14 protein-coding genes and 1 tRNA gene are annotated in these 17908 nt (G+C 70.9%); 6 read left to right on the top strand and 9 right to left on the bottom strand.

Going from position 1 to position 17908, the window contains the following annotated elements; all coding sequences use genetic code 11:
* The first annotated feature begins 114 nt into the window (after positions 1–114).
* Positions 115–4875: a PAS domain-containing protein gene (locus ABZT17_RS27370; protein ID WP_356352341.1), complete on the top strand. Its 4761-nt coding sequence runs from the start codon at positions 115–117 to the stop codon at positions 4873–4875.
* A gap of 156 nt (positions 4876–5031) precedes the next feature.
* Here ABZT17_RS27370 and ABZT17_RS27365 read toward each other — a convergent pair whose 3' ends face one another.
* The 6 genes from ABZT17_RS27365 to ABZT17_RS27340 form a co-directional block, all read right to left on the bottom strand.
* On the bottom strand, positions 5032–6711 hold the full coding sequence (locus ABZT17_RS27365) for a long-chain fatty acid--CoA ligase (RefSeq protein ID WP_356352339.1): 1680 nt from the start codon (positions 6709–6711) through the stop codon (positions 5032–5034).
* A gap of 93 nt (positions 6712–6804) precedes the next feature.
* Positions 6805–7362: a SigE family RNA polymerase sigma factor gene (locus ABZT17_RS27360; RefSeq protein ID WP_356352338.1), complete on the bottom strand. Its 558-nt coding sequence runs from the start codon at positions 7360–7362 to the stop codon at positions 6805–6807.
* A 275-nt stretch (positions 7363–7637) separates the two neighbouring features.
* Positions 7638–8804, bottom strand: a complete 1167-nt coding sequence (locus ABZT17_RS27355) for a lipid-transfer protein (protein ID WP_356352336.1) — start codon at positions 8802–8804, stop codon at positions 7638–7640.
* A complete protein-coding gene (locus ABZT17_RS27350; protein ID WP_356352334.1) occupies positions 8801–9226 on the bottom strand; it encodes a MaoC family dehydratase in 426 nt (141 codons plus the stop codon). The genes ABZT17_RS27355 and ABZT17_RS27350 overlap by 4 nt, the downstream gene beginning before the upstream one ends.
* Positions 9223–10185 carry an OB-fold domain-containing protein gene (locus ABZT17_RS27345; protein ID WP_356352332.1) on the bottom strand — a complete coding sequence of 321 codons (963 nt, stop codon included), beginning with the start codon at positions 10183–10185 and terminating at the stop codon, positions 9223–9225. Before ABZT17_RS27345 ends, ABZT17_RS27350 begins: the two co-directional genes overlap by 4 nt.
* Before the next feature lie 326 nt (positions 10186–10511).
* Positions 10512–10823 carry a hypothetical protein gene (locus ABZT17_RS27340; RefSeq protein WP_356352330.1) on the bottom strand — a complete coding sequence of 104 codons (312 nt, stop codon included), beginning with the start codon at positions 10821–10823 and terminating at the stop codon, positions 10512–10514.
* Positions 10824–11172: 349 nt separating this feature from the next.
* Here ABZT17_RS27340 and ABZT17_RS27335 point away from each other — a divergent pair, with 349 nt between their 5' ends.
* Both ABZT17_RS27335 and ABZT17_RS27330 read left to right on the top strand, forming a co-directional pair.
* Positions 11173–12042 (top strand): bifunctional DNA primase/polymerase, encoded by an 870-nt coding sequence (locus ABZT17_RS27335; protein WP_356352328.1) that lies wholly within the window; start codon positions 11173–11175, stop codon positions 12040–12042.
* 134 nt (positions 12043–12176) lie between these two features.
* Positions 12177–12608, top strand: coding sequence for a hypothetical protein (locus ABZT17_RS27330; RefSeq protein ID WP_356352326.1), 432 nt, complete (start codon positions 12177–12179; stop codon positions 12606–12608).
* A gap of 11 nt (positions 12609–12619) precedes the next feature.
* On the opposite strand, the gene ABZT17_RS27325 is transcribed toward ABZT17_RS27330, so the two are convergent.
* The 3 genes from ABZT17_RS27325 to ABZT17_RS27315 form a co-directional block, all read right to left on the bottom strand.
* Positions 12620–12922: a hypothetical protein gene (locus ABZT17_RS27325; RefSeq protein ID WP_356352324.1), complete on the bottom strand. Its 303-nt coding sequence runs from the start codon at positions 12920–12922 to the stop codon at positions 12620–12622.
* A 107-nt stretch (positions 12923–13029) separates the two neighbouring features.
* Positions 13030–13116: transfer RNA gene (locus ABZT17_RS27320), tRNA-Ser, on the bottom strand.
* A 110-nt stretch (positions 13117–13226) separates the two neighbouring features.
* Positions 13227–14717 carry a trypsin-like peptidase domain-containing protein gene (locus tag ABZT17_RS27315; RefSeq protein ID WP_356352322.1) on the bottom strand — a complete coding sequence of 497 codons (1491 nt, stop codon included), beginning with the start codon at positions 14715–14717 and terminating at the stop codon, positions 13227–13229.
* A 257-nt stretch (positions 14718–14974) separates the two neighbouring features.
* Between ABZT17_RS27315 and ABZT17_RS27310 the strand changes: the two genes are divergently transcribed.
* From ABZT17_RS27310 to ABZT17_RS27300, 3 genes are all read left to right on the top strand, one after another.
* Positions 14975–15802: a glycerophosphodiester phosphodiesterase gene (locus tag ABZT17_RS27310; protein ID WP_356352320.1), complete on the top strand. Its 828-nt coding sequence runs from the start codon at positions 14975–14977 to the stop codon at positions 15800–15802.
* Between the two features lie 169 nt (positions 15803–15971).
* Complete coding sequence (locus ABZT17_RS27305) at positions 15972–16619, top strand: ATP-binding protein (RefSeq protein ID WP_356352318.1); 648 nt, start codon at positions 15972–15974, stop codon at positions 16617–16619.
* Positions 16620–16815: 196 nt separating this feature from the next.
* Positions 16816–17778 (top strand): DUF5926 family protein, encoded by a 963-nt coding sequence (locus ABZT17_RS27300; protein ID WP_356352316.1) that lies wholly within the window; start codon positions 16816–16818, stop codon positions 17776–17778.
* Positions 17779–17908 lie beyond the last annotated feature (130 nt).

Here is a 17908-nt window from a genome sequence, read left to right as displayed (position 1 = left end):
CGGCGCCCCGCGCGCGACCACTGCCCTTAGACTCCCTCGCGTGACACGTGGCGGGCAGGTTGGCAAGATGGCCCGAGCGGTCGGCAAGGTGCGGTAACAGGGAGGAAGCGTCTCGTGAGCAGCAGGCCATCCCGAGGCGCTGCTCGCCTCGCAGCCATACTCGACGCGCTTCCCGATGCGTTGGTGCTGGTCAACGCCAACGGGACGGTCGTCAACGCCAACACCATCGCCCTGGAGGCCTTCGAAGCACCGGGAACGGCCCTGGTGGGGCGCGGGCTGCTCGATCTCCTCCCGCAGTTCGACTCCAAGCTGATCCCTGGCTCCATGCGTCGGCCCGACCACATGGACCCGCAGGGCAGGACCAAGCCGACCCGGATGATCGCCCGTCGCACGGACGGCACCGAGTTCCCCGTCGAGGTCACCAGCGCCAACCTCGAGAACGGTCAGCAGGCCTACGACGGTTACGGCTACAGCGGCGACGAGCTGCTGATGCTCGTCGTGCGCGACCTCACCGGGACCGTGGACACCGAGGCGGAGCTGGCGCGTTCGCAGCGGCAGACCGAGATGATCCTGCGGGCCGCCGCCGAGGGTGTGGTGGGCACGGACACCGACGGGCGGATCGTGCTCGTCAACCCGGCCGCCGCCCAGATACTGGGTTATCGGGCCAGTGACCTCGGCGGCAAGGAGCTGCACACCCTCATCCTGCACTCGCGGCCCGACGGGTCACCGTTCCCGTACGAGGAGTCTCCGCTCGCCGACACCCTGCGTTCCGGGCGCAAGCACCGGGTGCGCGGGCAGGTCGTCTTCGCCAGGAACGGCGACAAGGTCTCCGTCGACCTCACCACCGCGCCGGTGCGCGACGGCGACCAGCTTGTCGGCGCCGTGATGACCTTCACCGACCGGCGCCCGTACGACGCCGTCGTAGAGGAGAAGGCCGCGCTCGAGAGGCGGCACGCGGACGAGCTGGAGCGGATCGAGGAGGAGCACGCCTCCGAGCTGACCTCCCTGCGCCAGAAGCACCTCAACGAGCTCGAGGACCTCCAGGAACAGCACGACGAGCAGCTCGCCGCCGGCGAGGACCGGTACGCGGCGCTGGGTGAACGGGAGAAGGACCGCTACGAGGCGCTCGCCGGCCGGCACGAACAGCTGCTGACCCTGCTGGGCCAGTCCCTGCGGGGCCCGCTCGACGAGCTCCGGCGTGAACTCGCCGCCCTGGCCGCCGATGACGCGGGGCAGTTGTGGCCCGAGGCCAACCAGGTGCTGCACCACCTCTCCGCCGGGTACTCGCGGATCACCACGCTCATCGACAGCGTCCTCGGCTACCAGCGGCTGGACGCGGGCAGTGAGCAGATCAGCCGTACGAAGGTGATGCTCGACGCGGTCGTCGCGGCGGGTGTGGACGGCGCGGTGGAGCTGATCGGGCCGGGCCGTGTGCAGTTCGCCGTGCACGCGCCGCCCATCGAGGCCGAGGTCGACCCGCAGCGGCTGGCCGGCGCGCTCGCCCATCTCATCGCCGATGTCGCCGGCGTCGACGCGACCGGCAACGCGCCCGTTTCGGCGGGCGGTTACATGGACAACACGGTCGTGGTCGCGGCCGCGCAGCGCGGTGAGGTCGTACGGATCGAGGTGCGGGGGCCGTACGCCGGGGGAGACCCGGTGCACGAGCCGATCGTGCGCGGGATCGTGCGCGCGCACGGCGGCGTGCTGCAGACCCATGAAGTGCCGGGCATGAGCGGCAGCGCGTATGTGCTGGAGGTGCCCATCGGGGGCGGGGCCGGGGCCGTACCGCCCGCCGAGCTCGCCGTCATCACCGACGAGACCTCCGCCGGCGGACGACGGCGGTCCTCCGTGGACGCCTTCCTGGACAGCGAGGGTCCGGGAGAGGGCAGCGACCCCTCCCCGTTCGCCACATCCGCCACATCCTCCCCTCCAGCCATTGCCTCCGCTACGGCTCCTGCTGATGCCGGTGTGCCGACCGGGCGCCGTCGGAGGCGTGCGGTCGAGGAGTCGGCCGCGGCGCATGCGTCGGCGGCCCTGGAGGTGTCCGGCGGTACCGGGCGGCGGCGCGGACGCTCGGCCGAGGGCGCGGGTGACGGTGCGGAGGGTGCCGAAGGTGCCGAGGGCGGAGGTGGCGGGGTCTCCGAGGGTGCCGTGATGACGGCCGCCGAGCATGCCGCCGGGACCGCGGCCGCAGGTACGGGGCTGGGTGGCACGGTTCCGCCGCAGGGCGTGCCGGCCGATGGTGGGCAACGCGCTCGGCACGGGGGCGGCGCCCAGAACGCGCTCCCCGCGGCCGCGCTGCCCGCGGGTACGGGTACGACGGGTACGGGAACGGGTGCGACGGCTGCCGGTGGCGGCGCCGCGGCCGGGGATGGCATGTCGGACCCGGGTGGCCAGGTCGACCAGGGGGTCACCGCCGAGGGCGGCCAGCCGACCGGCCGTCGGCGGCGTGCGCTGGCGGCCGCGGGTGAGCGCGCCGCCGCACAGGAAGCGGCCCCCCGCACGGTGTTCGCACTGCCTCCGGCGGAGGCGGACCGGGTGGCCGGGACGGCGGCGAACGGCGGACAGTCGCCGGCCCCGATGGAGGGGGCTGTTCCGGTTCAGGGGGTGGGGCAGGCGCAGGCCGCTGTTCGGCCTCAGCTTCCCGGGCAGAGCGGTCAGGACGTCTCCGGTGACGCTCTGATCGACGACGGGCGGCACGACGCCGTTCCGCACGACCAGTCCGGAGACCACACCCCGCCCCAACCACACCCCACGACCGCACCGACGGGCCGCCGTCGCCGTGCCGTGGCGCAGCAGGGGACGGCGACCGGGACGCCCGCACAAGGAGTACCGGCGCTGGAGGCCGGCGCGGGCGCGGTCGTCGGCGGTACGGCGACCGGTCAGCAGGTCCAGCAGGCTCAGCAGATCCAGCAGGGACAACCGCAGGTCCCGCAGGCCGTACCCGCGCAGGGTGCGCTGCCGGGTGGTGTGCAGATGGCCCCGGGCCAGCCGATCCCGGCGCAGGCTGCCGCTGGTCAGCAGGTACCGGCACAGGCGCTTCCGGGTCAGCCGGTTCCGGCGCAGGGACTTCCCGGTCAGCCTGTTTCCCCACAGGGGCTCCCGGGCCAACCGGTGCCCGCGCAAGGCGCCCCCGGACAGCCGGTCGCAGCGCAAGGCCTTCCCGGTCAGCCCGTCCCCGCCCCGGCCATCGCTCAAGGGCCCGCCGTTGCTGGGCAGATGGCCGTTCCTGGACAGGTGGCCGTTCCCGGTCAGGTGGCCGTTCCCGGTCAGATGACGCCCGGGCAGATCGCCGTTCCCGCGCAGCAGCCGCTCCCCGCCCAGGCCGTCGCGGGCGCGGCTCAGCAGATTCCGGCGGCGGGTGCTCAGGCCCCCGAGGGTGTCGTCGGGCAGCCGCAGTTGGCGCCGGGTACGCAGGGCGCCGCTCCGGCGGGCGTCGTCCCCGGGCAGCCGGGGCAGCCCCTTCCGCCGGGTGCGCAGGGTACGCCGGTCCCGGCGGCCGGTCCCGGTCAGCAGCTTCCGCCGGGCGCGTCCGGCAACCCGGCCCAGACGGTTCCGGCACCGGGCCCGCAGGCCGTCGCTCCCGGCCAACCCCCGGCCGGGGCGAACCCCCTACCGCCGAGCGGCGTCAACGCCCCCGTCCCTGCCCCCGGCACCCCGATGCCCGTCGAGGCGGCCGCCGTCGCCCCTGTCGACCCCAACTCGACGCAGGGTCGGGCGATCAGTGTGCGGACCCTCGGGCAGGGCGTGCCGTTCACCCGGCAGGCCGCGCAGGTGCAGCAGCCGACGGCCACGCCCGCGCCGAACACCCCCGGTGGTTCCGGCCGACGCCGCAAACTCGGGACGCGTCCCGACCCGGCCGGCCCGGAACAGGCGGCGCGTCCGCATCCGTCGGGCGAACAGGCCGCCGTAGCACCGCAACCACAATCGCAGCTGCAACCACAGCTGCAACCGCAGTCACAGGCGCAACCTCAGGCCCAGCCGTCGCTCGCCGGGCAGTCGCGGCTGGCGCAGGCCACCGAGGGGAACGGACGTTCGTACGCCATAGGCGCACCGGACGAGAACGCCGCCGAGGGGCCCGAGCCGCTGGACGGTCCCGGCGGGGCGGTCGAGGTCGCGGATCCGCCGCGTCCGCAGCCCATGGACGACGAGCTGCCTCCCGAGCCGCTCGACAATCCGCGTCGGCTGCTGGTGTGGCCCGCGCCGGACGTGACGACCCAGCAGGCGTTGAGCGACCGCGGGTACCGGCCGGTGATCGTGCACTCGCGCGAGGAGGTCGACGCGCAGATCGCCGCGTTCCCGGCCGCGCTGTTCGTGGACCCGCTGACCGGACCGATCACCCGGACCGCGCTGCAGTCGCTGCGGGAGGCCGCCGTCACGGCGAAGGTGCCGGTCATGGTGACGGCCGGACTCGGGCAGGCGACGCGCGAGGCGGCCTACGGCGCCGACCCCGCCGTACTCCTGAAGGCCCTGGCGCCTCGGGACACCGAGCAGCATCCGCCGCGGGTGCTGCTCATCGAGGAGCACGCGGAGATCGCGCTGGCCCTGACCGCGACGCTGGAACGGCGCGGGATGCAGGTGGCGCGGGCCGCGAGCGACGCGGACGCGGTGACGCTGGCGGGGCAGCTCAGGCCCAACCTGGTGGTGATGGACCTGATGCAGGTGCACCGCCGCCAGGCCGGGATCATCGACTGGCTGCGCGCGAACGGCCAGCTCAACCGCACCCCGCTCGTCGTCTACACGGCCGCCGTCGACCAGGCGGACCTGCCGCGACTGGCGTCCGGCGAGACGGTCCTCTTCCTCGCGGAACGTTCCACGAGCCCCGAGGTGCAGTCGCGGATCGTCGACCTGCTCTCGCGGATCGGCACCAACTAGCGTCCGCCGGCCGGCCGCCGGGCTGCCGAGCGGGTCTCCCGGCAGGAACCCGCCCGGCGCTTTCGTACGTGGGGCGCTACGTCGGTCGTTACGTCAGTCGTTAGGCCGTTCGTTACGTCGGTCGATACGTCGGTCGATACGTCGGTGCGGTGTGTCTCAGAGCTTGGTGACGTCCAGGTCGCCCTCGGCGTACTTCCTGCGGAGCACCTTCTTGTCGAACTTGCCCACGCTCGTCTTCGGCACCGCCTCGATGATCGTCCAGCGCTCCGGGAGCTGCCATTTGGCGATCTTGCAGGCGTCGCTCGCGAGGAAGGCGCGCAGAGACTCGAAGTCGGCGGTGGCGCCCTCCTTGAGGACGACCGTGGCCAGCGGGCGCTCGCCCCACTTCTCGTCGGGGACGGCCACCACGGCGGCCTCGGCGATGTCCGGGTGGGACATCAGCGCGTTCTCCAGGTCGACCGAGGAGATCCACTCACCGCCGGACTTGATGACGTCCTTGGCCCGGTCGGTGAGGGTCAGGAAGCCCTCGGGGGAGATGGTCCCGACGTCGCCCGTCTTCAGCCAGCCGTCCTCGCTGAACTTGTCGGCGGGGCGCAGGGGTTCGGCATCCGGGCCGTTGTAGTACGCGCCCGCGATCCAGTTGCCGCGCACCTCCAGTTCGCCAGCCGACTCGCCGTCCCAGGGCAGACGCTCGCCGCCGGGGCCGGTGAGGCGGGCCTCGACGCCGGCCGGGAAACGCCCCTGCGTCAGCCGGTACGCGAACTCCTCCTCCGTACCGACCACATGGGCCGGCGGGCGGGCGATCGTACCGAGCGGCGAGGTCTCCGTCATGCCCCAGGCGTGGCAGACCCGCATGCCCAGGTTGTCGAAGGCCTCCATGAGGGACGGCGGACAGGCCGAGCCGCCGATGGTGACCTGGGTGAGCGAGGAGACGTCACGGGGCTTGGCGGTGAGCTCGGCGAGCAGGCCCTGCCAGATGGTCGGGACGGCCGCCGCGTGCGTCGGCCGCTCGCTCTCGATCATCTCGGCGAGCGGCGCGGGCTGCAGAAAGCGGTCCGGCATCAGCATGTTGACGCCGGTCATGAAGGTGGCGTGCGGCAGACCCCAGGCGTTGACATGGAACTGCGGGACCACGATCAGGGAGGTGTCCCGGTCGGTCAGCCCCATCGACTGAGCCATGTTCACCTGCATGGAGTGCAGGTAGATGGAACGGTGGCTGTAGACCACGCCCTTCGGGTCCCCCGTGGTGCCGGAGGTGTAGCACATGGCGGCGGCCTGCCGCTCGTCGATCTCCGGCCAGTCGAAGGTCGTCGGACGGCCCGCGATCAGCTCCTCGTACTCGTGCACCTGAGCACGCGCACCCGCGAGCAGCGAACGGTCGCCGGGCCCGGACACCACGATGTGCTCGATCGTCGGCAGCTTCTCCAGCAGCGGCGCGAGCAGCGGCAGCAGCGAGCCGTTGACGATGACCACCTTGTCGGCCGCGTGGTTCACGATCCACACCAGCTGCTCCGGCGGGAGCCGCAGGTTGAGCGTGTGCAGGACCGCGCCCATGGACGGGATCGCGAAGTACGCCTCGACGTGCTCGGCGTTGTTCCACATCAGGGTCGCGACCCGCTCGTCGCCCTGGATGCCCAGCTGGTCGCGCAGGGCGTTCGCCAGCTGCACCGCGCGGCTGCCCGCCTCGGCGAAGCTGCGCCGCTGCGGCTCACCCTCGCCGGTCCAGGTGATGATCTGGGACCTTCCGTGCACCAGCATCCCGTGGTCGAGGATGCGGGTAACGGTCAGCGGTACGTCCTGCATCGTGCTCAGCACGGCGTCCTCCCGGGGCGACATTGCCTACGCGGTAGTAGGGGGCTGCGCCTGATTCTGCGCACATACCGCTTGGTATGTCACTAGGTGCCGATGATCGATCAAGTCACGTTGGGGCTAACGGACCAGTCCCAGCTCGGGATCCTCGCGGAGTTTTCCCAGCGCACGTGACACCGCCGACTTCACCGTGCCCACCGACACCCCGAGCACCTCGGCCGTCTGCACCTCGCTGAGGTCCTCGTAGTACCTGAGGACGACCATCGCCCGCTGCCGGTCGGGCAGCTTCATGATCGCCCGCCACATCGCGTCGTGCAGCGCCTGCTGCTCGGCCGTGTCGTCCTCGCCGGGCACGGGCTCCGGCTCGGGCAGCTCCTCGCACACGAACTCGTCGACCTTGCGCTTACGCCACTGCGAGGTCCGTGTGTTCAGCAGCGCCCGGCGCACATAACCGTCCAGCGCACGGTGGTCCTCGATCCGCTCCCATGCGACATACGTCTTGGTGAGCGCGGTCTGCAGCAGGTCCTCCGCGTCGCTCGGGTTCGCGGTCAGCGACCGGGCCGTGCGCAGCAGCACCGGCTGCCGGGCCCTGACGTACGAGGAGAACGACGGGTACGGCAAGGTCTGCGTCGCCGGGGTGGCGGCGGTCGAAGCGCTGGTGCAGACGGGTGTGGTCATGACTCCACGCTATGAGCGAGGGCGCCTCCCGCTCATCGGCCGCAGGTCCCGAAGGAAAGTCCGCCTCAGGTTGTAGGGGTGGGGCTGGCTGCACCTCCTGAAGGTGGACGAACGGCTCGGGGCTACTGCGGGATGACCCCTGAGGGATGGCCCGCTGAGGTGTACGGGAGCGTGTGCGGATGGGGTACGGAGAACGGTGTGGCGGGCGTGTGGCCGACGGTACGAGTGGGAGTGTGGCCAGGGTACGTTCGGCGCACAGCCAGGGGTGCGGGCGTTCAGTCGTCCGAGGCTAGGATCAAGCCGGATGTCGGTACTCCGGTACCGGCCGTGACCAGAACCCGTCCCGCACCCGGTATTCGGTTCACCGCCGTCCCCCGCACCTGACGGACCCCTTCCGCTATCCCGTTCATCCCATGGAGGTACGCCTCCCCGAGCTGCCCTCCGTGCGTGTTGACCGGCAGCACCTCCCCCGCCACGAAGTCGGCCGCCTCCCCCTTCCCACAGAACCCGAACTCCTCCAGCTGCATCAGCACGAACGGCGTGAAGTGGTCGTACAGGATCGCCACGTCCACCTCGGCCGGCGTCAGCCCCGAGGTGCGCCACAGCTGTCGTGCCACCACGCCCATCTCCGGCAGACCGGCCAGATCGTCCCGGTAGAAGCTGGTCATCTGCTCCTGTCCCCGCCCCGCGCCCTGGGCGGCCGCCGCGATCACCGCCGGTGAGTTCGGCAGATCACGGGCCCGCTCCAGCGAGGTCACCACGATCGCCTGGCCGCCGTCCGTCTCCTGGCAGCAGTCCAGCAGCCTCAGCGGCTCGACGATCCAGCGTGAGGCCGCGTGGTCGGCGAGGGTGATGGGACGGCCGTAGAAGTACGCCGCCGGGTTGGTCGACGCGTACTTCCGGTCGACCACGGCCACCTGCCCGAACGCCTCCGGGGTCAGCCCGTACGTGTGGAGATAGCGCTGGGCCGCCATCGCCACCCAGGACGCCGGGGTGAGCAGCCCGAACGGCAGCGCCCAGCCCAGCGCCGCGCCCTCCGCCGAAGGCTCGCGGTACTGCACCCCGGAGCCGAAACGGCGGCCGGATCTCTCGTTGAACGCCCGGTAGCAGACGACCACCTCGGCCACACCGGTGGCGACGGCGAGCGCCGCCTGCTGGACCGTCGCACAGGCCGCGCCTCCGCCGTAGTGGATGCGCGAGAAGAAGGACAGGTCGCCGATGCCGGCCGCCTGGGCCACGGTGATCTCCGGGCTGGTGTCCATCGTGAAGGTCACCATCCCGTCCACGTCACCCGGCGTCAGCCCGGCGTCTTCGAGCGCGGCCCGCACAGCCTCCACGGCCAGCCTCAGCTCACTGCGCCCCGAGTCCTTGGAGAACTCCGTGGCCCCGATGCCGACGACAGCCGCCCGCCCGCCGAGCGCGTCGCGGACACGAACACTCATGAGGTGCCTCCGGACGGATGGGTGGGGGGCGGGGATGTGGGCGTAGGGACTGTGACGGTGACCGTGCCTGTGACGTGCTTGCCGATGTCGTTCGCCCCGACCACTCGGACCGTCGCCGTGTCGCCGTCGACCTCCTCCACCGTGCCCGTCAACACCATCGTGTCTCCCGGGTAGTTGGGCGCCCCCAGTCGAATGGCCACCTTGCGCAGCACGGCCGTCGGGCCGAAGTGGTCGGTGATGTAGCGGCCGACCAGGCCGTTGGTGGTCAGGATGTTCATGAAGATGTCCGGGGAGCCCTTCTGCCGGGCCAACTCGGCGTCGTGGTGTACATCCTGGTAGTCGCGGGAGGCGATGGCCCCGGCGACGATCAGGGTGCGGGTGATCGGAATCTCCAGCGGGGGAAGCTTCTCGCCGGGCCTCATGGAGCCTCCACCTCCTTCCTCACACGGCCTCCACCGGCGGTGGCCTCCTCCAGGGCACGGAACACGGGCAGCACCAACTCGTCGTCGTAGGACTGGAACTCGAGACGGACCGGCAGGCCTATGCGCACCTTGTCGTGGGGCAGGCCGATGACGTTGCTGATGATCCGTATGCCTTCTGCCAGTTCGATCAAGGCCACCGCGTACGGGGGGTCGAACGCCGGGAAGGGCGGGTGGTGCATGACGACGTACGAATAGACCGTCCCCTCGCCGCTCGCCTCGATCGTGTCCCAGTCGAGGGAGCCGCAGTGGTTGCAGCCGGGCAGCCAGGGGAACCGCGAGGTTGCGCAGTCGGTGCAGCGCTGGACGAGGAGGCGGTGCTGCTCGACTCCCTCCCAGAAGCCGGCGTTGTCCCTGTTGACCACCGGACGGGGGCGGCGGGCGGGCTGCGGTGCGGGCTTCCGGCGGGCGGGGGCGTACTTGAGGACGCGGAAGCGGTGGGTGCCGACCAGGTCCTGGCCGACTCTGACGTCCGTGCGGGTGGTGATGAAGTAGCCCGTCCCCAGCTTGGTCGTCTTGCGCTGGGACACCGACTCGATCACCCCGTCGAAGGTGACCTCGTCCCCGGGGCGCAGGGGGCGTAGATACTCCTGCTCACAGTCGGTGGCGACGATCGATGTGCAGCCGGCCTCGTCGAGAAGGGCGAACAGCTCGTCGTACGCCTGGGAACGCCCCGAGTGGCCGGAGAGGCCGCCCATGGTCCACGCCTGGAGCATCGTGGGCGGTGCGATGGCGTCGGGACCCGTGTACGCCGGACTGGTGTCGCCCATCGCCTCGCACCAGTGCCGGATCATCGCCGCGTTGACGGGATCCTTGCCCCTGCCGGTGGCGGCGACGGCCCGTCCCTCGTAGGTCCTCAGTCGTGCACCCAGCTCGTCGGTCACCGTCGTCCCCCTCGTCATCTCCCGCTGCCTACGCCGCCTGCACCGCTCACGCCGGTCGCGCCGTTCCTGCCGTTTCGCATGGACACTTCTGGTACACCGCAGCCGCCGAGTGGGTTCCCACGATCCCCGCAAGAGTTTCTGACTGTCCGTCAGATACCGTGCGGTGTCAAGGTCGAAGCCGGCGCAGCCGTACCCGGAAAACGCCTGTGCGGCGGCACCGAAGCACCGCCGCACAGGCGTGTCACACCCCACAGCTCCCTGCGCTCCCCGGGCCCGGGACTCCCGAACCACCAGGACTCCCGAACCACCAGGAGTCAGGGCAGCCGGGAGTCAGGGCCGCCGGCTCACCAGAGGTGTCCGAAGTGGACGGCGACGTTCTCGTTGCCCTGCTGGATGGCTGTGAACGCGGAGCCGTTCACCTGCGCGGTGTTGCTCTGGTTCGAGGCGCCGGAGCCGACCGCGTTCTGGTTCGTGGTGGACGAGTTGCCGTTGTTGTCGTGTCCGACGCCGCTGCCCACGACGCTCGCGACACCCGCGTTCGATCCGTCGTCCGCGAAGGCGCCGTTGTCCGCCGCCGCGACGCCGGTGAACAGGGCGGCTGCCAGCGGGAGGGCGGAGAGGGCGGCGATGACGCGGGCGGTACGGATGCTTGCCATGTTTCTTCCTCCAGAACCCGGCTTCCTTGCCGGAAGTACGTCAAGTAAGGCTGTTACCAAGGCAGTTGGCCGACCGCCTCGGTGTGGTGCACGACGTCGCGAGACCAGAGTTGCCCACCGAATCCCCGGCGAACCACCCCGTAAGCCCTGATTCCCACTCAAGTGCTACGACAAGTCGATAAACCCCTTTCGCTACTTCCAAGCCGCAGGTCAGGGCATCAACGGCAACTCGCACCCATGCCACACAAGGGGCGAAGCGTTCCGGCACTTTTCCGGCCAATCTCCTCGGTCCGGCGCGTCGCGCCCGCCCCCTCTTCCCTTTTTCGAACATGCGTACGAACATGGAGACATGGCCACCACCGACCGGCAGGCCACGACGCTGGCCCTCGCACACGCCCTGTCCGCCGCCGAGCGCGGACTGGCCGTCATCCCCCTGTCCCGGACGAAACTCCCGGCCCTGCGATCCCCCCACCGCGGCGACCCCGACCCCCACCACTGCCACGGCGAGTGCGGCCGCCTCGGCCACGGGGTCTACGACGCCTCGACCGACCCGGCGCGCATCCGCGAACTGTTCGCCGCGGCACCCTGGGCGACCGGCTACGGCATCGCCTGCGGGCTGCCGCCCCATCACCTCATCGGCATCGACCTCGACACCAAGACGGGCACGGACTCCTCGGCGGCGCTGCGCGAGTTGGCCCTGCGCCATCTGTTCACCATCCCCGAGACGGTCGTCGTCCTCACCCCGAGCGGCGGTCGCCACCTGTGGCTGACCGGCCCGTCGGACAACGCGATCCCCAACTCGGCCGGCCGCCTCGCCCCCGGCATCGACATCCGAGGCGCCGGCGGCTACCTGGTCGGCCCCGGCTCCCGCACCGACCACGGCGTCTACTCGACGGCCCCCGGCACCGCCCACCTGGCCCCTGCTCCCTGCCCGCCGGCCCTTCTACGTCTCCTGCTGCCGCCCCCGCGCCCCACGCACCCCGCGACCCACCCCTCGGCCGGCGATCACGGCCAGGGTCTCGTCCAGTTCGTCCTGGCCGCGCACGAGGGCCAGCGCAACACACGTCTCTTCTGGGCCGCCTGCCGCGCCTACGAGAACGGCATCGGCCCCGCCCTGGTCGCTCCGCTGGTCGACGCGGCCCTCAACACCGGCCTGACCGAACGCGAGGCACGGGCGACGATCGCGTCGGCGGCACGGATGACGGGACATCGCCCCTGAGATCTCCGGCCCTTCAGGCCTCCAGCCCTCCAGCCCTCCAGCCCTCCAGCCCTCCAGCCCTCCAGCCCCAAGAGCACACTGCTGCACCAGAAATACAAAGGACCCTGATGCACCACCGCCCCAGAGTGCGGACCATGTCGCTGAGCCGCGTGGTCCTCACCTCCGGCCGCGCCGTCGACCTCGCCGGGCTGCAGCTGTCGTCGACGTATGCCGGAATGCTCGAGGGCTACCCGTGCAAGCCGGTGAACGACATGGTCATCAAGGACCTGCTGGGCATCGCCGAACGCGCCTTCCCCACCGCGCCGGTCCACCTCGTGCCGCCGACACGCGAGTATCCGGACCAGTACGCCGGCGCGTTCGGTCCGGTCGAGGTGCTTCCGACGGTGGCCTGCATCGGCAGTTTCCGCTCCACCGCGCTCGACCCCAAGCACGATCCGGTGTCGTACCGCTCGACCCTCACGGTGATCTGGTTCCAGTCGACACCTCGTGTGCCCTACGAGTGCGATGCGGAGATGGGGGTGCGGGAGGTGGACTGGGTGGGGCTGGCGCGGGACTACGAGCTCTGATCTCCGGGTTCCTACTCCTGGATGGGAAGGTTCGGATGGTCGGCCAGAAAGATCATGTAGGCGATCGCCGCCGATGCGCCCAGGAGGGACAACACACCACCTGCTACGGCCCGCGGCCCGCTCGCCCGGCCCGCCCTCGACGCGTGGAACTCGATCCAGGCCCGCACGAGGCCGACAAGGGCCACGGGCAGCGCGACGAAGCAGACCAGCATCCAGAACGGGCAGAAGAACCAGCACGCCGTGGACAACCCGCCGAACCAGATCGCGAGGGCCGACCTCTCTCGTCTCTCATCGGGTCCGCCGTCAGAAGCCACGGGCCGATCCAAGCAGACGCCGCCCGGTTGCCGTGCAGCGGCAGCGCCCACAGCAACGGCCCCCGACCTTCTTACCTGGTCAGGGGCCGTTCGCACTGCTCTCACCGCGGTGGGTGTGGGATTTGAACCCACGGTGACATCGCTGCCACGACGGTTTTCAAGACCGTTCCCTTAGGCCGCTCGGGCAACCCACCCCGCGCCGTCGATGTGATCGGTGGCGCGGGGACAAGGGTAACGGGTCGGCACGCGCGCGTGTGGGGCAGTTGGTGGTGACCGGGGAGGTACGCGCGCGTGGGTGCGGGGGTCAGCTGTCGCCGACTCGGGAGCCGAGGGTGAGTTCGACCGTGTGGGAGGAGCCGTTGCGTTCGTAGGTGATGGTGACCTTGTCGCCGGGCTTGTGGGTCCAGATCTCGCCGATCAGGGTGGGGCCGGAGTCGATCACGTTGTCGTCGAGCTTGGTGATGACGTCGCCGGGCTTGAGGCCGGCCTTGTCGGCGGGGCCGCCGGACTCGACCGCGGAGGCGCCGCCCGAGCCCTGCTCGGTGATCTTCGCGCCGTTGCTGGAGTCCTCCAGGGAGACCGAGGCGCCGATCTTCGCGTAGACCGGCTTACCGGTCTTGATCAGCTGCTGGGCGACGTACTTGGCCTGGTTGATCGGGATGGCGAAGCCGAGGCCGATCGAGCCGGACTGGCTGGTGCCGCCCAGGCCGCCGCTGCCGGTGGACTGGATCGCCGAGTTGATGCCGATGACATTGCCCTGGGCGTCGAGGAGGGGGCCTCCGGAGTTGCCCGGGTTGATCGAGGCGTCCGTCTGCAGGGCGCTCATGTACGAGGCGGTGGAGCCCTGGCCGTCGCTGGAGGCCACCGGGCGGTTCTTGGCGCTGATGATGCCCGTGGTGACGGTGTTCGAGAGGCCGAAGGGGGCGCCGATCGCGATCGTCGAGTCGCCGACGGCGACCTTGTCGGAGTCGCCCAGGGTCAGCGGCTTGAGGTCCGACGGGGGGTTCTTCAGCTTGATGACCGCCACGTCGTAGCCCTGGGCGTGGCCGACGACCTCGGCGTCGTACTTCTTGCCGTTCGGGAAGGTGGCCGTCAGTTTGCCGCCGTCGAGGGCGTCCGCGACGACGTGGTTGTTGGTGACGATGTGGCCCTGGGTGTCGAACACGAACCCGGTGCCGGTGCCGCCCTCGCCGTTGTTCGACTCGGCCTCGATGGTGACCGTGCTGGGCAGCGCCCGCGCGGCCACGCCCGCGACCGTGCCCGCGTCGCGCTTGACGGCGCCGCCGCTGGTGGACGCCGAGACCGTGGTGGAGCCGGAGTTGTCGTCGTTGTTCTTGGCGAGTGTGTAGCCGAGACCGCCGCCCAGACCGCCGGCGACCAGTGCGGCCACCAGGATCGCGGCGACCAGGCCACCGCGGCCGGACCTGGGCTTGGGCGCGGGCTGCTCGTAGGAGGAGCCCCACCCTCCGCCACCACCGGCGCCGCCGTCGGCGTACGAGGGGGTCGCGGGCGGCGGGGGCGGCCAGGACGCGTCCGGGGCAGAGCCCGCGGAACCGTGGTGGACGCCACCCTGCGGGGCCCCGCCCGACTCCGCCGACGCGTACGCAGGCGCGTGGCCGCCCTGCAGCACGTCGTGTTCCGGGGCGCCGGGGGCGCTCGGAGGCACCGGCGGGAGCGGGGCCGTACGGTCGCTCCCCTCGGAGGCGGCGGGTGCCGAGGGAGCGGGAGCGTCCACCGGCACGGGGGGTGCAGACGGGGCCGGGGGTACCGCGGTGCCCTCGTTCTCGGTGCTCACAGCTTCTCTCCTCGATCCACGGCTGTTGTTCTCGGTCGCACTCGGTCACGCCCGTTCACGTTGGTCGACGGTCCGGTGCGCTACAGCTGTGCATGTCCTTTTGTATGCCGTCAGCTTTTCCCATGAGCCGTCAGGGCACCATAAGCGGTGCCTGTGGGTGTGCGGCCATTCTTTATATAGGTCATGTCGCGCAAAAGGGATGCAATCTCTGGTCCTACGACCGCACGACTACCCCCTGTCGGTGGCACCATGACGCGGTGACCCACGCACGGCAGCACACGATCCAAGTCGTCGCCCACCGAGGAGCCTCCGAGGAGGCCCCGGAGCACACCCTGGCCGCGTACACGAAGGCGATCGAGGACGGTGCCGACGCCCTCGAGTGCGATGTACGCCTGACCGCGGACGGGCATCTCGTCTGTGTCCACGACCGCCGCGTCAACCGTACGTCCAACGGCCGCGGCGCGGTCTCGGCGCTGGAGCTCGCCGAGCTCGCCACGCTGGACTTCGGTTCCCGCAAGACGCGCGAGCTCTTCCGGACGCGCGACGAGGAGCCCGACTGGGAGTACCTCCCCGAAGGACCGGAGCACACCTCCGTGCTCACGCTGGAGCGGCTCCTCGAACTCGTCGCGGACGCGGGGCGGCGGGTGGAGCTGGCCATCGAGACCAAGCACCCGACGCGCTGGGCCGGGCAGGTGGAGGAGCGGCTGCTGGTGCTGCTGAAGCGGTTCGGGCTGGACGCTCCCGCCTCCGCCGCTGATTCCCCGGTGCGCGTGATGAGCTTCTCGGCCCGCTCGCTGCATCGCGTGCGTGCCGCGTCGCCGACGCTGCCGACGGTCTACCTGCTGCAGTTCCTCTCGCCCCGGTTGCGCGACGGGCGGCTGCCGGCGGGTGTCCGGATCGCGGGCCCGTCGATCCGGATCGTGCGCAACCACCCCGCGTACATCCAGCGGCTCAAGCAGGCCGGCCACCAAGTGCACGTATGGACCGTGAACGAACCGGAGGACGTGGATCTCTGCGTCGAGCTGGGAGTGGACGCCATCATCACCAACCGCCCGCGCGCGGTGCTGCGCCGGCTGGACCGCTGACGGGGGTTTCACCGGCCGCTCACAGGTGTGTCACTGGTAAAGACCTGTGAAGAACTCTTGACCCTTCGACCCCATGGGCACCATTCTCCCTTTCCGGACACCGTCGAATTCAAGCCACTCAGCTACAGGGAGTGCTCCGGCGCGTTCGGTCCGTATTCGATCGTTGCGAATGCGTCACCGCACATGGCTTGGCCGGTTTCCGGTACAGGCCAATGGGGCATCCACACCGTGGCGTGGGGCAAAGGAGGTCTCGGGGGTGGCGTTGGTGGTGGCACAGGAGGTGCCCACGTCGTCGAGCATGGCCGTACCCCATGGCCCTGCGGGCGTGGGGGAGGCGAGACACCGTATGCGCGAGCAGCTGCGCAGTGGCGGTGTGTCGGAGGCGGTGATCGACGATGCCGTACTCATTCTTTCCGAACTCTTGAGCAACGCGTGCAAACACGGACGGCCCCTGGGTGACGCCCTGGCCGGTGACGGTGACGTACGGGCCGCGTGGCGCGTGGATCTCGGCGGCCGGCTCACGGTGGAGGTGACCGACGGCGGCGGCCCGACCCGGCCGGCTCCGGCGACCCCCTCGGTCACCGCGCACGGCGGACGGGGCCTGAACATCATCACCGCGCTGGCCGACGACTGGGGCGTACGGGACGACGCGCGCGGCGAGGTGACCGTGTGGGTCGTGGTCCACGAGGGCGTTCATGATCCGGATGCCGGCCGCTGTCGCGACGGCTTCGCTACGCGCGTCACGGGGGCGACGGTCTCCCGGATCCCGGCGATGCCGGGCATGGACTTCGGGGATGCCTTCGACAACCTGGACTAGGGCCGGACTAGGGCCCTTCTGGTGGATGCCGCGGAGGAAGGAGCGGCGTCCAGCGGGCGTGCCGGGCGTCGTGACGCCGCGGAGATCCATCAGAAGGCCCATAGGCCCGCGGTGGGTTGTCCACAGGGTCCCGTCGTCGATGGCGTGAACGGCTAGGCTCCCGCCGTACAGACGAGCCGTAACCGGGAGACCCACGATGGCCAAGAAGCGCCCCCAGACCAAGGCCAAACCCCAGATCACCGACGGAGAGATCCCGGTCGTCGGCGCGCGTGAACCCTGCCCCTGCGGCAGTGGACGGCGTTACAAGGCCTGCCACGGGCGGGCGGCCGCGCAGGCGGCGACCGAGCTGGTACACCGGCCCTTCGAGGGGCTCGCCGGCGAGTGCGACTGGGTGGCGCTGCGTGAGCTGGTGCCGGCGGCCACCGTCGAGCTGACCCTGAAGAGCGGCCTCCCGGAGGGCGTCCCGTCGGTGACGCTGGCGACCGTGCTGCCGATGGCCTGGCCGGCCCTGCGCCGCGACGACGGCTCGGTGCTGCTCGGCCTGCAGAACGACACGGCGTCCGGCGACATCAGCCGCGACCTCGCCGACACCCTCCAGCGCGCGCTGACCGCCGAGCCGGGCACGCCGGTCGAGGGCCGGCGCGCCCCGGGTGACGGGCCGCGGCTGCAGGATCTGCTGGATCCCGAAGGCGTGTTCGAGCCAGTTGTGCACGAGGGCTTCGAGTTCTGGGTGCCGGACGCGGAGAACGCGACGCCCGAGGTGGCCGCCTCCCTGGAGCGGGCGAACGCCGCGGCGATCCCGACCGTGAAGCTGACGGGCGTGGACGCGGCGTACTGGTGCGAGACCCCGGACAAGAACCATCTGCGCTGGGTCATGCCGCATCCGGAGGAACAGCTTCTGGACGCCCTCGCGCGACTGCACGCGGCGGGCCGGTCCAACCTGGGTGACGGCACCCGCCTCGTGGGTTCCTTCCGCGCTCACGGGCTCACCGTGCCCGTCTGGGACCTGCCGAGCGGGGTCACCGCCGACGACATCGAGAAGCCCGCCGCCGAGTTCGCCGAGCGTCTCGCCGGGGCCCTCACCTCGGACGCGCCGCTGACCGCGGACGAGCGCCGCGCGCGCGGAGGCCTCACCAACCGGCAGGTCACGCTCAGCTGACGGACGGTGACGAGACCGGACGCGGCTGACCGGTCGGTCAGCCCCGGCGGCGAGTTAGGAAAGAGTGTGTGGGGTGAAAAATAACGCAAGGATAAAGATAAAAAATTAAAAAAAAGAATTTGGTCGGGGT

Origin of the sequence: Streptomyces sp. NPDC005648 (assembly GCF_040605395.1) — a bacterium.
Lineage (GTDB): Bacteria > Actinomycetota > Actinomycetes > Streptomycetales > Streptomycetaceae > Streptomyces.
This window is presented reverse-complemented; position numbering and strand designations above follow the sequence as displayed.